General features: G+C 63.2%; 11 protein-coding genes and 1 pseudogene. 6 read left to right on the top strand and 6 right to left on the bottom strand.

Translation table 11 applies throughout. The features are described 5' to 3' along the window. Nucleotides 1-101 precede the first annotated feature (101 nt). Nucleotides 102-965 (top strand): MBL fold metallo-hydrolase, encoded by an 864-nt coding sequence (locus tag F6X37_RS25860; protein ID WP_090811807.1) that lies wholly within the window; start codon nt 102-104, stop codon nt 963-965. A 199-nt stretch (nt 966-1,164) separates the two neighbouring features. On the opposite strand, the gene F6X37_RS25855 is transcribed toward F6X37_RS25860, so the two are convergent. Together F6X37_RS25855 and F6X37_RS25850 are read right to left on the bottom strand one after the other, a co-directional pair. Beyond that, nucleotides 1,165-1,680, bottom strand: coding sequence for a hypothetical protein (locus F6X37_RS25855; protein ID WP_187613261.1), 516 nt, complete (start codon nt 1,678-1,680; stop codon nt 1,165-1,167). Between the two features lie 146 nt (nt 1,681-1,826). Next, the gene (locus tag F6X37_RS25850) at nt 1,827-1,997 is read right to left on the bottom strand and encodes a hypothetical protein (protein ID WP_187613260.1); all 171 of its coding nucleotides are present in this window, start codon (nt 1,995-1,997) and stop codon (nt 1,827-1,829) included. A 137-nt stretch (nt 1,998-2,134) separates the two neighbouring features. Here F6X37_RS25850 and F6X37_RS25845 point away from each other — a divergent pair, with 137 nt between their 5' ends. After that, entirely contained in the window at nt 2,135-4,426 is a 2,292-nt protein-coding gene (locus F6X37_RS25845; RefSeq protein ID WP_187613259.1) for an FdhF/YdeP family oxidoreductase, read from the top strand. Nucleotides 4,427-5,090: 664 nt separating this feature from the next. Here the strand turns inward: F6X37_RS25845 and F6X37_RS25840 are convergent. From F6X37_RS25840 to F6X37_RS25830, 3 genes are all read right to left on the bottom strand, one after another. Then, nucleotides 5,091-5,357, bottom strand: coding sequence for a hypothetical protein (locus F6X37_RS25840; RefSeq protein WP_187613258.1), 267 nt, complete (start codon nt 5,355-5,357; stop codon nt 5,091-5,093). Nucleotides 5,358-5,415: 58 nt separating this feature from the next. Further along, on the bottom strand, nt 5,416-5,772 hold the full coding sequence (locus F6X37_RS25835) for a hypothetical protein (RefSeq protein WP_187613257.1): 357 nt from the start codon (nt 5,770-5,772) through the stop codon (nt 5,416-5,418). A gap of 644 nt (nt 5,773-6,416) precedes the next feature. After that, the gene (locus F6X37_RS25830; RefSeq protein WP_187613256.1) at nt 6,417-6,920 is read right to left on the bottom strand and encodes a hypothetical protein; all 504 of its coding nucleotides are present in this window, start codon (nt 6,918-6,920) and stop codon (nt 6,417-6,419) included. Between the two features lie 241 nt (nt 6,921-7,161). Here F6X37_RS25830 and F6X37_RS25825 point away from each other — a divergent pair, with 241 nt between their 5' ends. Next, the gene (locus F6X37_RS25825) at nt 7,162-8,217 is read left to right on the top strand and encodes an AI-2E family transporter (RefSeq protein WP_187613305.1); all 1,056 of its coding nucleotides are present in this window, start codon (nt 7,162-7,164) and stop codon (nt 8,215-8,217) included. Nucleotides 8,218-8,335: 118 nt separating this feature from the next. Here F6X37_RS25825 and F6X37_RS25820 read toward each other — a convergent pair whose 3' ends face one another. Next, nucleotides 8,336-9,091 (bottom strand): TetR/AcrR family transcriptional regulator, encoded by a 756-nt coding sequence (locus F6X37_RS25820; RefSeq protein WP_187613255.1) that lies wholly within the window; start codon nt 9,089-9,091, stop codon nt 8,336-8,338. A gap of 512 nt (nt 9,092-9,603) precedes the next feature. Here F6X37_RS25820 and F6X37_RS25815 point away from each other — a divergent pair. From F6X37_RS25815 to F6X37_RS25805, 3 genes and pseudogenes are all read left to right on the top strand, one after another. Next, entirely contained in the window at nt 9,604-10,692 is a 1,089-nt protein-coding gene (locus F6X37_RS25815; protein ID WP_187613254.1) for an efflux RND transporter periplasmic adaptor subunit, read from the top strand. Next, a complete protein-coding gene (locus F6X37_RS25810; protein WP_187613253.1) occupies nt 10,689-13,862 on the top strand; it encodes an efflux RND transporter permease subunit in 3,174 nt (1,057 codons plus the stop codon). Before F6X37_RS25815 ends, F6X37_RS25810 begins: the two co-directional genes overlap by 4 nt. Before the next feature lie 2 nt (nt 13,863-13,864). After that, nucleotides 13,865-14,075: pseudogene (locus F6X37_RS25805) on the top strand (RND transporter); the annotation flags it as partial.

Genomic DNA, 14,075 nt, shown 5'->3' with positions numbered 1-14,075 from the left:
GGACTGGATCTGTTCGCTGAATGACGCATACGGTCGTGCCGCGCGACGGCTGCCCCGGAAGCGACAAGCAGGAATGCAGTCACCGTGACCGGGAGTGCGGCATGAAAGTGCACCATCTGAACTGCATTTCGACTTGCCCGCTGTGCGGCAAGCTGTTCAACGGCCACCCCGATTCGTTGATCCGCCGCGGGCATCTGACCTGCCATTGTCTGCTCGTCGAAAGTCCGGCGGGGCTCGTGCTCGTCGATACCGGTTTCGGTTTGCGCGATGTCGCCGATCCCTATTCGCGCCTCGGCAAATTCTTCCTGAGGCTGCTGAAGCCTGAGTTCCGAAATGAAATGACGGCGATCAGGCAGATCGAGCGGCTCGGTTTCGACCCGGCCGACGTGCGCCACATCGTGATGACGCACCTCGATTCCGACCATGCGGGCGGGCTCGACGACTTTCCGCACGCGACGGTGCACATGCTCGCGAGCGAGCGCCAATACGCGGCGCAGCAGAAGACGTGGCTGGACCGGCAGCGCTTCAGGCCGCAGCAGTGGTCGTATCAGAACATGTGGCGCGTGCATTCGCCGCAGTACACCGAGCGTTGGGAGGGCTTCGCCAAGGTCCATCCGATCGAAGAACTCGCGAGCGAGATCGCGCTCGTGCCGTTGCGAGGCCATACCTATGGTCACGCGGGCGTCGCGGTACACGGTGATGGCGGCTGGTTGCTGCTCGCGGGCGACGCCTATTTCGACAGCGGCGAGCTCGACCCGGTGCGTCCGCATTGCGCACCCGGTTTGCGCTTCTATCAGTGGATGCTCGAAAAGGATCGCGCGGCGCGATTGTACAACCAGCGCCGCCTGCGTGATCTGGCGAAGCGGGCGAGCCCCGCGTTGACGATTTTTTGCAGCCACGACGTCGACGAATTCGAGCGGCTCGCGGGCCGTTCGGTGGCGGTGCCGGCGGAGCAGATGGCGTGATGCTCGCAGGCTTGCGAGCGCGCCCGGTGCTTCGCGGATCGCTCACGTCTTGCGCCTGGCCCAGGCATCGTGCGCGGCGGGGCGCGTTTCCTATACTGCCTTTGTCCTCCGTTTGGTCTCCAGGGGACATCGTTCTCAAATGCGCTTGCGGCGACCATGCCGGTTGAAGGCTGGTGGCTCTTTTTTGCGCGAGTGCATTTCATCGATCCGGCCGCCGCAGCAGCGCGGCCGCGAGCAGGCCCGCGCCGAGCGCCACGTAGACGTTCCCGAGCGAGCGGCGCGACAGGTGCGCCTCGAATCCAGGGGTGAGCCTGTTGGGCACCACCTTGTAGTCGACCACATACGCGCTCGCCACGGTCGTGGCCGCGGCCACCGCGGTCGCGCCGGGCCGTCGTGACGGGTCGGGGCCAGCCATCCGGTCAACCAGTTGCTCGAACATCATTGCCCAGAAGATCGCGGCTGCCTGATGGATCGCGAAGCCGGTCACCGTATGCCGGATGCTGAAGCCGCGTTCACGCAGCGCGCGTTGCGGCCACAGGCAGTGGGTGACGGCATTGATCGGCGCGAGCGGGCTGCCCGATGCGTCCGTGGATGCCGCCGCGGCTGTTGCCGCCGACATGCAGCCGGCCAACAGCCCCGATGGGACGGCTCGGCGTAGCGTCGCACGGGTGGCCTGATACCACGGAGAACCGATTTTGTACTCGAGCGTTTTCATGGCAGGGCTCCGGTTCGGGCGCGCAAACGCACGCCCCATGATCGCGGACAGCGGTACGCGCGAGGAGCAGCCTGGCGCGTTCCGCGCGGACGATGCGCAGGAATGCCGGCCGAAAATCGTGGCCCCACTGCGATACGCAGTGCGCTTCATCGACGACGACGAGTTCGATGCGTTGCCGGGAACGCGCCCGCAATGACGCTGCGGATGATGTCCCGTTGGCCGGGGCGCAGCCGGCTGATCCCGAACACTTCGCGCAACGTACTGCGCATCGCGTTCAGACGGGCGGACGTGTCGCGCGGGATGGAGGTGTCGGTCATGAAGTTGGCGGTTGGCTTGCGGCACGGCGAGTCAGCCTGCGACGCAGCAAACATCGTACCGCGACGCGGCGCCGCAGCCGGGAACGCGATGTGCTCATACGTCATGACGTGACATTTATGGCCAAATGGGTGGACTCGTGAACAAGGAAGACAAAAGCGACGCGTATCCCTACGCGTCGGGCGGATGGGGGTCGGTCAAGGCGGTGGCGACAATCCTGCTGCAGGAAAAAGCACCGCTGAAGGATAGCCAGGTTCTGATGCATCAGAACAAGCCCGACGGTTTCATGTGTGTCAGCTGCTCGTGGGCGAAGCCGGCCGATCCGCATACGTTCGAGTTTTGCGAAAGCGGTGCGAAAGCGACCGCGTGGGATCTGACGGCCAAACGCGTAACGCCCGATTTCTTCGAGGTCCACACGGTCGGCGAGCTCGCCAAATGGCACGACCACGATCTCGAGGAAGCGGGGCGGTTGACCGAGCCGCTGCGCTACGACCCGGCTACCGACCGCTACGTGCCGGTGCCGTGGCAGCAAGCATTCGATGCGATCGGCGCCGAGCTGCGCACGCTGGACCCGGCCAGCGTGGTGTTCTACACGTCGGGCCGCGCTTCACTGGAAACCTCGTACATGCTGCAGCTTTTCGCGCGCATGTACGGCACGAACAATCTGCCCGACAGCTCGAACATGTGCCACGAAAGCACCAGCGTCGGCCTCAAGGAAGCGATTGGCGTGGGCGTCGGTACGGTCTCGCTCGACGACTTCGAGAAGACCGACCTGATGTTTTTCTTCGGCCAGAACGTCGGCACCAATAGCCCGCGCATGCTGCATCAGTTGCAGGACGCGCGCAAACGCGGCGTGCCGATCATCACGTTCAATCCGCTACGCGAGCCGGGGCTGCTGCATTTCGCAAACCCGCAGTCAGCGTTGCAGATGCTCACACCCACCGATACGCAGATCAGCACGCAATACCACCAGGTGAAGACGGGTGGCGATACCGCCGCGATCCTCGGCATCTGCAAGCTCGTCATCGAAGCGGACGATCGCGCGGTGAGCACGGGCGACGCGCGCGTCGTCGACGTCGATTTCATCCGCGAGCATACGAACGGCTACGAGCAATTCGCTCAGTACGCGCGCGACGCGAACTGGGACGACATCGAGCGAGTGAGCGGATTGCCGCGCGACGCGCTCCAGGCAGCCGCCGACGAGTACATGAAGGCGAACGCGGTGATCATCCATTACGGCATGGGTCTCACACAGCATCGGATGGGCGTGCAGAACGTGCGCATGCTGTGCAATCTGCTGCTGCTGCGCGGCAATATCGGCAAGCCGGGCGCGGGGCCGTCGCCGGTGCGCGGGCATTCGAACGTGCAGGGGCAGCGCACGGTCGGCATTACCGAAAAGCCGGAGCTCGCGCCGCTCGATCAACTGGCCAGACAGTTTTCGTTCGAGCCGCCGCGCGAGAAAGGCATGAACATCGTCGAGGCCTTCGAGGCGATGCTCGACGGCAAGGTCAACGCGATGATCAACCTCGGCGGCAACCTCGTGCGCTCGGTGCCCGACCGGGTGCGCACCGAACCGGCGTGGGCCGCGCTCGGGTTGACCGTCAACGTGGCGACCAAGCTCAATCGCAGCCACCTGGTGCACGGCCAGCGCTCGTATCTGCTGCCGTGTCTGAGCCGCATCGAGATCGACCGGCAGGCGGGCGGCGCGCAGGCGGTGTCGGTGGAAGACAGCACGGCGCACTTTCATGGCTCGCGTGGCATGGCCGAACCGGCCGCGCCGACGATCCGCTCGGAGCCGTTCATCGTCGCGGGCATCGCGAAGGCGACGCTCGGCGAGCGCTCGAGCGTCGACTGGGATGCATGGCGCGACGACTATTCGCGCGTGCGTCTGGAGATGTCGAAGACATGGCCCGAGATGTTCGGTGATTTCGAGGCGCGCATGTGGACACCCGGCGGCGTGATCCGGCCGCTGCCGGCGCGGGAGCGCAAGTGGAAGACCAAAAGCGGCAAGGCCGAATTCATGGTGCCGACTTCGATCGGCGAAGATCCGGACATGCCCGCGCGTGAGCCCGATTCGCTGCGGTTGATGACCTTGCGCAGCGACAGCCAGTTCAACACGACCATCTATGGCCTCGACGACCGCTTCAGAGGCATCAAGGGTTCGCGCATGGTGATTCTGATGAATCGGGCCGACATGGAGAAGCGCGGACTCGCGCACGGCGACCGCATCTGCCTCGAGACGATCGCGGACGACGGCGTCGAGCGGCACGTCGACGGACTGACCGTCGTGCCGTTCGACGTGCCGCAGGGATGCATCGGCGGCTATTACCCGGAATGCAATCCGCTGCTGCCGCTATGGCACTACGCGAAAGAGAGCAAGGTGCCGGGCGCGAAGTCGATTCCGGTGCGCGTACTGGCGGCCACGCGGTGATCAGTGCTTCGTAGATACAAAGAGGCCGGCATCGTTACCGGTGCCGGCCGCTGAATTACACCCGGGCAGCGCGTGAAGGGCATGATAAGCGCGTGCCCATCTCCATCATAGTCGGGACAGCGGCCCTTAACGGGCGCGCAGGGTGTTGGTAATGCATGAGTTGCGTACAGAGCCGAACCAGCAAGCTGGCAAAGGACGAGAACCAAAAGTTTCGCACCGGCTGTGGCGTTACCCGGCATTGAAGGACAGCGCACGACGCCACATAGTGTTCGGATACTGCGACGTCGCCTACGGATTCGGGGACAGCGTTTCTCCAGAAGCGTTCATGGCATTCCATCGCTGCCTCCGGGCTGCGGTTCGATTTGCCGGCAACCCGGCATCGTCCGTTTCATCGCGTCGGCAGCCCCCGCACGCGACACGCAGTCCATGCGCGATGTCCGCGACCTGTGCGCGCGCCTCATCGAATTGCTGAGGAAGGGTTGAGAGCAGTCTATTGTTCACCCAACCGGGGTCTCGCGGCCAGCGATTTGCCGACGTCATGAACGAATCGCCGGCAAACGCCGTCTTGCATCACATGCGCCTACGGCGAGGAACAGAATCCGGGTAGCCGCGACAATCGCCGGTCTCCCAGGTATGGCTGCGCGGGTTGCGCAGCCATACGGGGTTATTTCGAAAGCTGGGTCGGGACTTGCGTCGACGCTTGTGTCGGGAACTGGTTCGGAAGTTGCGTCGACGCTTGTGTCGGAAGTTGCGGAATCTGCGGAAGCTGTGGAGGTTGCGGAAGCTGCGGCCCACCCTGTGAAAGCTGCTTCGTGGACGGTTGCCCGGCGGACGCTGGCTGCTGCGACGGCAATTGCTGCGGCAGATTGCTTTGCGCAAGCACGGATGTGCTGGTAAGGAAGGCGAACAGTACAAGGAAGCTCTTTTTCATTTCAATTCTCTACAGTTGATTGTCTTGATTTTGATGCGATTAGCAGCGGCGAGCCGTATCAACGCGCGGCCAAGGTTGCCTTGTAACGCCAGGACGCTGTTGCGGTACTGAAGTCGACGGGGCTACCCGACGCTACGTTGCCTGACGGGAGGAAAGCCGACGAACTAGTCACCCCGCCGTAGTTGTTGAACGCTTGCCGCTGGGCTTCCACGCGGGCTAACACCGCCTGAAAGTCCATTGCATGTTGTGTATTGGCGCCCGTGTGGTCATGGTAGCTGACCGTTTGACGCTGAACCGGTTGCACAGCCGCTTGCTCATAGGTCTGGGGACCGCTGCTGCTAGCGAATGCGGCGGTCGAGAAGGACAAGATCGACGCGACAACAGGGACGGGGATGAAGGTCTTCGACTTTGGCATGATCAGACTCAATATCGAGCGTCGGATTCAGGAGACGCGGTGTTTGGGGAACAACGGTCTGGCGAGGCATGAGTGCTGTTTGCCAGTTCGTTGGTGCCAGTCTAGTCATTTACGGTCGGCTTACAAGCATCTACGGGGCAACGGATAGTTGCCGTCGCTGCAAGCTTGTAGCCGATTGCGCTGAAGCAGTGTGTGCTTCTTTAGTGTGTCCGGAGGCAAGGGCGGTGCGGACTGTCTGAATGACACGCAGCAATTCGCTTCGACGGTATCCGCTGGTCGTTGCACAAACGAGATCAGCCGTCGAGCATGCGCGCTTCCATCGCCGTTCGTCGACAAGACGCTACGTGAGTATCGGAATACGTCCGCTTGCTGTTCTTATGTCAGCGATTCGCGATTCACGCAAACCGTGTATTGAAGATCTCGCAACTCATAATTGCGCGCGTCGAATGGCGGCGCGCTTTGCTTATACTGCGTCCACACGAAACAGGCTTCGTTTTTACGCAGGAATACTTATGGCACACCAACTTACGCTCCACGCCGGTTCATCGAACACGGACGTCATTCACGACATCGTTCAGCAGGCGTTGCGCAGCGCTGCTACGGCCTCCACCACGAATGGAGCTATCGATGTGCTTGGTCAGGCGCTACTCGAGGTCGAGCGCCTCGCCGCGCACCCGAGCGTCCTGACGCACTGAGCCCGCTGCGCGTCTGCGAACTGGCCGGGAGTCGGACCGGCAGCGCAGCGCACGGCGTACCGCCGATGGCGGATGCAGCGCGGTTCGATCTTTTGAATCAATATTGACTGGGCGCGCGAATGTGATAATATTATCACATAGTGGCCCGTCCCCGAAGTTGCTGTAGGCGAGTCGCCGCAATGCCAGCGCACGCTGAATCAACCGTGGAGATGTCACCCATGACTGCTCAACCAGACCTGAACGATTCGCTGCATCGGCGGCAGGAATGACGCGCCGACCGCGCTTCTTTTTCGCCTTGCTGTGCTCGTTCCCGCTTGTTGCGACGGTCTGCGGTTGTTCCACGACCGTGATGCCCACGCCGCGCGTCATCGCGATTGTCGTTCCCGCGATGCCAGCACCAGCAATGATGTCGCCGCCCGATCCGATGGCGCGTCCATTGTGGATCGAAGTCACCGGGCAACCCGGTGGCCAATCGCAGACAGGCACCAGCAAACCGGCGACGCCGCAAGACCCGTCGCGCCAGCACGGTGACGACAGGCGTACCCACAGCGCGGCTAGCGGCGCGACGCCGATCTGACGGATGCGCCGCGCGGCGACCCGGCGTCGCCGGCTCCTGCGGTTAAGACGGACACTTCCGCCGATGCTTCGGCTCAACGACGAAAGCCACTCGATCACTCGCCCAGTGGGGGCGCTTATGACTGTATACCATCGTCAATCTCTGTTTTGGGGCGCCGTTGCGCTAGCGGCCGGCGTGTTGCTATGGAACCTGCGTGCCGTTCTCACGCCGTTTCTGCTCGGTGCGCTCGTCGCATACATTTTGCAGCCGGGCGTGGAGTGGCTGGTACGCCATCGCGTTCCGCGCGGCCTTGCGGCGCTGGTGATGATGTCTTTGTTTGCTCTGTCCGTCGCACTCGTCATGCTGCTCATGTGCGTAGTTATCCAGAAGGAAGGGCCGGAACTCATCAGGCAAATTCCATTTATCGTCGCAAAACTCGATGGATGGCTGAAGCCGCGTCTGGCTTTTCTGGGGCTGGATTATTCGCTCGATGTGACGAATATCCGCGAGGTGCTGGCGGCCCGTCTCAAAGCGGACGGGCAGGGCGCGATGCTTGCCGTATGGCAGTACCTGCGCACCAGCAGCAACGTGATGATCAATGTCGTGAGCAATGCGGTGCTGATGCCACTCGTCCTGTTCTATCTGCTCTACGACAGGCACGAGGCGTTCGAGCGCATGGCGAGCTTCGTGCCGCGGCGCTGGCTCGGCAAGACACGGGAATTCGTCGGAGAGATCGATTGCATGATGTCGCAGTACCTGCGCGGGCAACTGCTGGTGATTGCAGTGCTCGCGGTGTTCTACCCGACTGTGCTGACGATTGCAGGGTTGGATCTGGCGGTGCCCGTCGGCCTGTTTAGCGCGCTTGCCGTATTCGTTCCCTACATCGGCTTTGCGACCGGCCTCGCGTTCGCGCTCCTCGCGGCGCTGCTGCAATTCGGTGACTGGTATGGCCTCGCCGTGGTGGTCGCGGTGTATGGCGTCGGCCAGATTCTTGAAAGCTTTGTGCTGACGCCGAGACTGGTTGGCGAGCGCATCGGTCTTCATCCGCTCGCGGTCATCTTTGCGTTGCTGGCTTTTGGGCGGCTGTTCGGATTCTTCGGCGTGCTGCTCGCGTTGCCGGTCAGCGCCATCCTCGCATCGGCCTTGCGGGAACTGCGCCACCGCTATCTCGCGAGTGCGCTTTACCAGGGCTGACCTGCATCGCGATCGCCCGATTCGATGTCCGGGCACCCGCCCCGCCTACCCACCAACCCGACAGCGCACCAGGCGGCCGCACCTGCGACGGTGCGGAAACGCCGCGCTAGTTGCACTGTCACGGCAAGGTCGGAGCATCGGGAACGGGGGGCAGTGGACGTCGCGCGATCCGCTCGGCCTCTACACGTGTGAGACCGAACGCCTGCAACACAATGGCGGCGGTTCGCTGGGCAAACTTCTCCTCCTTCGAGCGAAGCACCTTTCGCGCACGAACGGTCCGCTTCGACGAGATGGCCAGTTGCAGTTCGGCGGCAATTCCCGCGAGCACCGTGCCAATCACGGTGATAACGGACATGAGCCGGTCCGCGATCACAAAGCGCCTTTCTGAAATGCCCTTCTCGCTATCGCGCAGCAGGCGCAGGCCGAGACCCCTGCTGAGCAGGCGCGGCGACAAACCTTCGCGAATGAGAAGCTGCCCCCAAACTGGCTCGCGGTAGGCCCGCAGGAGCGTGTGACGGACTGAGACGGCGATCACTTCCGCTGGATCGGACAACCCCGCGGCGAGGCGATCGAGCGTATCCGCAAATTCCTCGAACAGCCATTCGATGAGCGCCGTGAAGATGCCTTCCTTGGATTCGAAGTGGTTATAGAAGGAGCCGAACCCGACGTCGGCTGTCTCGGTGATTTCGTTAATCGTGACGGAGCTCAAACCCTTGGCCGCCACCAGTTTCAGCGCAGCGTCGAGCAGGCGCGCGCGCGTCTCGCGTTTGCGACGAGCACCGCGCGGATAGCTTCGATTGATCGCGTCGCGGGACGCACTTGGCGCCTTGAGAGAGCGTCCGCGGCTCGCGCGCGGTTGGGGGGCTTGTGGCATGTCGGCTCCGTAGTCGTGGTTATTCGATATCCTGATTCTAGATATATATGTCATAGTTGACAAGATACTCAGTATTGGGTCTAATGTCACCCGAGCCGCCGACAACCGGACGTACGAAGGACCCAACGATGCCGACGGAGCGAAAAGAATCCGTTAGCGGTCGATCGCAAGTCCTCGGCCGGAACTGACAGACCAGACAGACCAGCAGATCACCGGGCGGTAGGCATGAACGGGTGCTGCCCCACGTACTGGTTGCGTGGAGGCACATCGAGCTGGCAAGTACCGACATGCACGTCGATAAGTAGCACTAACGTATCAACGAAGCTTGTTTTATGCGTCCGCGCTGATAGCGAACCGTGCTTGCTGGCACTCGGGTTTGCACGGCATCGGGAAACTTTCTTACCAGGGTTATCACCCGTCTTGTGAACATCGTGAAACATTCCGGCCCTATCGCGCAGGCGCCTGCGCGTCGCTTTTTACCTTCCCTCGTCCAATCTCCGCAGTGCGCACGCATGGTGCTTGCGGCTTGCTGCGCGGTCATGCTCGCGGCATGCCACCAGCGCGAAGCCGCCGCTCCAGAGCCGAAGCCCGTGGTCGCCCTGGCCGTCCACGCTGACGGGCGCACGGCAAGTGCGTCGCTGCCGGCTCAGGTGCAGGCGCGCTACTCCACGGCGCTTTCGTTCAGAGTGGGCGGCAAGATCACCGAACGGCGCGTTCGCCTCGGCGACGCCGTCAAGGCGGGACAGGTTGTTGCGCTGCTCGACCCGACCGATCTCCGCAGTAACCTGGCCAACGCGCGAGCGCAGCTCGATGCCGCCGAACACCGGTTCGTCTACGCGAAGCAGCAGCTCGATCGCGATCAGGCGCAGGCGCAGGCAAACCTGATTGCACCGGCGCAGCTCGAACAGACGCAGGACGCGTACGCCTCCGCTGTTGCGCAGCGCGACTCGGCGCACGCCCAGATGGCGCTCGCCTCGGACAATCTGCGCTACGCGACGCTGACTGCGGATCACGACGGCGTGATTACCTCGGAGGACGCCGACACGGGCCAGAATGTTCAGGCAACCCAATCCATCTATCACCTCGACTGGACGGGCGACGTAGACATCGTCTGCGACGCGCCCGAGCGCACGCTGAGCTCGCTGACAGTCGGCAGCATGGCGCGCGTAACGCTGCCCGCGCTACCCGGCAAGACCTTCGAGGCCCGCGTGCGCGAGGTGTCGCCTAGCGCTGATCCGCAAAGCCGCACCTGGCGCGTCAAGCTCACCCTGAACGCGCCCAGCCCTGCAGTGCGCCTCGGCATGACGGCCACCGTTGCGTTCGATGTCGTCGGTGACGCGTCGGGCGCACAGCCGTTCACTGTGCCGGTGACGGCGCTCTTTCATCAGGGCGAGAAACCTGCTGTCTGGGTGGTGCGTACCGGCACCGACACACTCGAGCTGCGTCCTGTGACGGTGCAGCGATACGACGAGCGCACGGTCTCCATCGCATCGGGCCTCCGCGACGGCGACCGCGTCGTGGTGCAGGGCGTACACGCCGTTAGCACGGGCCAGCACGTGCAGGTGGTGGCGCCCCTGCATGGGGAGGATTTCCCGTCATGAACTCCCGTGACCAAGAACCGGTGCGCGAGAGCGCGCCTGTCCCGTCTTCCGGTGCAGACAAATCTGGCGAAGGCAGCTTCAATCTTTCCGCCTGGGCGCTGCGTCATCAGCAGCTCGTGATCTTTCTGATCGGGCTCGCCACGCTTTTCGGCGTGATCGGCTATACGAAACTCGCGCAGTCGGAGGATCCGCCGTTCACCTTCCGCACGATGGTGATCAAGACTTATTGGCCTGGTGCGAGTGCGCGCGAGGTGCAGGAACAGATCACGGACCGGATCGGCCGCCAGCTACAGGCCGCGCCGAACATCGACAACATCAAGAGCTACTCGCGGCCTGGCGAGTCGATGATCTTCTTCGCCATGAAGGACTCCGCGCCCGTCAAGGAAGTGCCGGACACCTGGTATCAGGTGCGCAAGAAGGTCGGCGACATTGCCGCGACGCTGCCGAAGGGAACCGTCGGCCCGTTTTTCAACGACGAATTCGGTGACGTCTACACCAACATCTATGCGCTTGAAGGCGACGGCTTTTCGCCGGCGCAACTGCACGACTACGCTGACAAGCTGCGCACAGTCCTGCTGCGCGTACCCGGTGTGGCGAAGGTCGACTATTTTGGCGACCCCGATCAGCACATCTTCGTCGAGATATCGAATGCGCAGCTCACGCGGCTTTCGATCACGCCGCAACAGCTCGCGCAGGCGATCGACGCACAGAATGCCGTGGCGCCAGTCGGCACCATCACGACCGCGGACGACCGCGTGTTCGTGCGGCCGAGCGGCGCGCTCAAGGATGTGCAGGCGCTCTCCGACATGCTGATCACCATCAACAAGCGCACGTTCCGGCTGGGCGACATCGCGAAGATCACACGCGGTTATGACGACCCGCCGGCGACCCAGATGCGCGTCGGCGGCCAGGCGGTGCTCGGCATCGGCGTGACGATGCAAAAGGGCGGCGACGTGATCGACCTCGGCAAGGCGCTCGACGCAAAAGCCGCCGAACTGCAGGCCACGCTGCCGGCGGGTCTGAAACTCGCGGCGGTTTCGAGCATGCCGCACGCGGTCAAGCACTCGGTGGATGAGTTCGTGAGATCGGTTGGCGAAGCGGTGGCGATCGTGCTGGTCGTGAGCCTCGTCTCGCTCGGCTTGCGCACCGGTATGGTCGTCGTGATCACGATTCCGATCGTGCTGGCGGTGACGGCGCTTTGCATGCACATGTTCAATATCGGGTTGGACAAGGTTTCGCTCGGTACGCTCGTGCTCGCGCTAGGCCTGCTCGTCGACGACGCGATCATCGCCGTCGAAATGATGGCGGTGAAGCTGGAGCAAGGCTGGAGCCGGGCGCGCTCGGCAGCGTTCGCGTATACCAGCACGGCATTTCCGATGCTCACAGGCACGCTCGTCACCGTATGCGGCTTCCTGCCGATTGCGCTCGCCAAATCGAGCACGGGCGAATACACGCGTTCGATCTTCGAAGTGTCGGCCATCGCGCTGATCGTTTCGTGGTTCGCGGCCGTCGTGCTGGTGCCGTTGCTGGGTTATCACCTGCTGCCGGAACGCAAGCCTGAACCCGGCGGTGCACACCATGATCCGCATGAAATCGGCAACACCGGCTTCTACCGGCACCTGTCGGGATGGGTTGCGTGGTGCGTCGAGCGTCGATGGGTCGTGCTCGGCGTCACCGTCGTGCTTTTCGCGATTTCCATGCTGGCCTTCACGCGCGTGCCGCAGCAGTTCTTCCCGAACTCGGAACGGCCGGAACTGCTGGTCGATCTGCGATTGCCGGAAGGCGCCTCGTTCGAGGCGACGCTGCGTGAAGCGAAGCGCCTGGAAAAGGTGCTCGACGGCAAAGCCGGGATCGACCACTTCGTCGACTTCGTCGGCACCGGCGCGCCGCGTTTTTACCTGACGCTCGACCAGCAGCTTCAACAGCCGAATTTCGCGCAGTTCGTGATTACCGCAAAAAGCGTGGAAAACCGCGAGGAACTGATGCGTTGGCTCGACGGCAAGCTCGAGAAGGATTTCTCCGGCGTGCGAGCGCGCGTCTCCCGGCTCGAGAATGGTCCGCCGGTCGGCTTCCCGATCAAATTCCGCGTGAGCGGCGACGATATCGCGACCGTCCGATCGATTGCGCAGACGGTGTCGGACAAGGTCCGCGCCGATCCCCGCACGCGCAACGTCCAGTTCGACTGGGACGAGCCGGCGGAGCGCTCGATCTCGTTCGAGATCGATCAGAACCGCGCGCGCCAGCTTGGTGTCACGTCGGAAGACGTGTCGAACTTCCTCGCGATGACGCTATCGGGCTACACGGTGACGCAGTACCGCGAGCGCGACAAGCTGATCAACGTCGATCTGCGTGCGCCCAAGAGCGAACGTGTCAATCCGGCGCAGCTCACGAGCCTCGCGATTCCGACGCCCAACGGCCCGGTGCCGCTCGGTTCGCTCGGCCACGTGCGCAATACGCTCGAGTACGGCGTCATCTGGCAACGCGACCGTCAGCCGACCATCACGGTGCAGGCGGACGTGCGCGGCGACGCGCAGGGCATCGACGTGACCCACGACATCGAACGTGCGCTCGCGGCGGAAACCGCCAGGCTGCCGGTCGGCTATCGCATTCAGGTGGGCGGCGCGGTCGAAGAAAGCGTGAAGGGCCAGACGTCGATCAATGCCGAAATGCCGTTGATGATCATCGCCGTGCTGCTGTTGCTGATGATCCAGCTCAAGAACTTCGCGCGGACCTTCATTGTCGTGCTGACGGCACCGCTCGGCCTGATTGGCGTCGTGGCCGCGCTGCTGCTGTTCGGCAAGCCCTTCGGCTTCGTCGCGTTGCTGGGCGTGATTGCCATGTTCGGCATCATCATGCGCAACTCCGTGATTCTGGTCGATCAGATCGATCAGGATATCGCGGCAGGGCAGCCGCGCTTCGACGCGATTATCGGCGCAACGATAAGGCGTTTCAGGCCGATCATGCTGACCGCCGCCGCCGCCGTCCTCGCGCTGATTCCGCTGCTGCGCTCGGGCTTCTTCGGTCCGATGGCGACCGCACTGATGGGCGGTATCACGATCGCCACGGTACTGACCGTGTTCTTCCTGCCCGCGCTGTACGCGGCGTGCTTCAGGGTCCGGCACGACGAGCGCGGAATGCAACCGGTCGTCGCCGAGCATTCGGAGGTTTGATGATGAGCTTCGACTACAAGACATCCGTGATGGCCGTGGCTGTGGCCATCGCACTGACGGCCTGCACGTTCGGCCCGAACGGCGCACCCCCGGCGATGCCTTCGCCTGCGCACTACGGTGCCGAGGCACAGCCGGCGAAGACCGTCGCAGCGGGCGGCGTGGCGCAGCAGTTCGATATCGGCGCAGTGGGCGTTCCGCAATGGTGGCAGCTTT

It is taken from the genome of Paraburkholderia sp. 31.1, from assembly GCF_014397645.1.
GTDB classification, from domain to species: domain Bacteria; phylum Pseudomonadota; class Gammaproteobacteria; order Burkholderiales; family Burkholderiaceae; genus Paraburkholderia; species Paraburkholderia tuberum.
This window is presented reverse-complemented; position numbering and strand designations above follow the sequence as displayed.

Coding starts and splice junctions, on each gene's coding strand:
- F6X37_RS25860 (WP_090811807.1), top strand. CDS start 102: ATGAAAGTGCACCATCTGAACTGCATTTCGACTTGCCCGCTGTGCGGC.
- F6X37_RS25855 (WP_187613261.1), bottom strand. CDS start 1,680: ATGAAAACGCTCGAGTACAAAATCGGTTCTCCGTGGTATCAGGCCACC.
- F6X37_RS25850 (WP_187613260.1), bottom strand. CDS start 1,997: ATGACCGACACCTCCATCCCGCGCGACACGTCCGCCCGTCTGAACGCG.
- F6X37_RS25840 (WP_187613258.1), bottom strand. CDS start 5,357: ATGAAAAAGAGCTTCCTTGTACTGTTCGCCTTCCTTACCAGCACATCC.
- F6X37_RS25835 (WP_187613257.1), bottom strand. CDS start 5,772: ATGCCAAAGTCGAAGACCTTCATCCCCGTCCCTGTTGTCGCGTCGATC.
- F6X37_RS25825 (WP_187613305.1), top strand. CDS start 7,162: ATGACTGTATACCATCGTCAATCTCTGTTTTGGGGCGCCGTTGCGCTA.
- F6X37_RS25820 (WP_187613255.1), bottom strand. CDS start 9,091: ATGCCACAAGCCCCCCAACCGCGCGCGAGCCGCGGACGCTCTCTCAAG.
- F6X37_RS25815 (WP_187613254.1), top strand. CDS start 9,604: ATGGTGCTTGCGGCTTGCTGCGCGGTCATGCTCGCGGCATGCCACCAG.
- F6X37_RS25810 (WP_187613253.1), top strand. CDS start 10,689: ATGAACTCCCGTGACCAAGAACCGGTGCGCGAGAGCGCGCCTGTCCCG.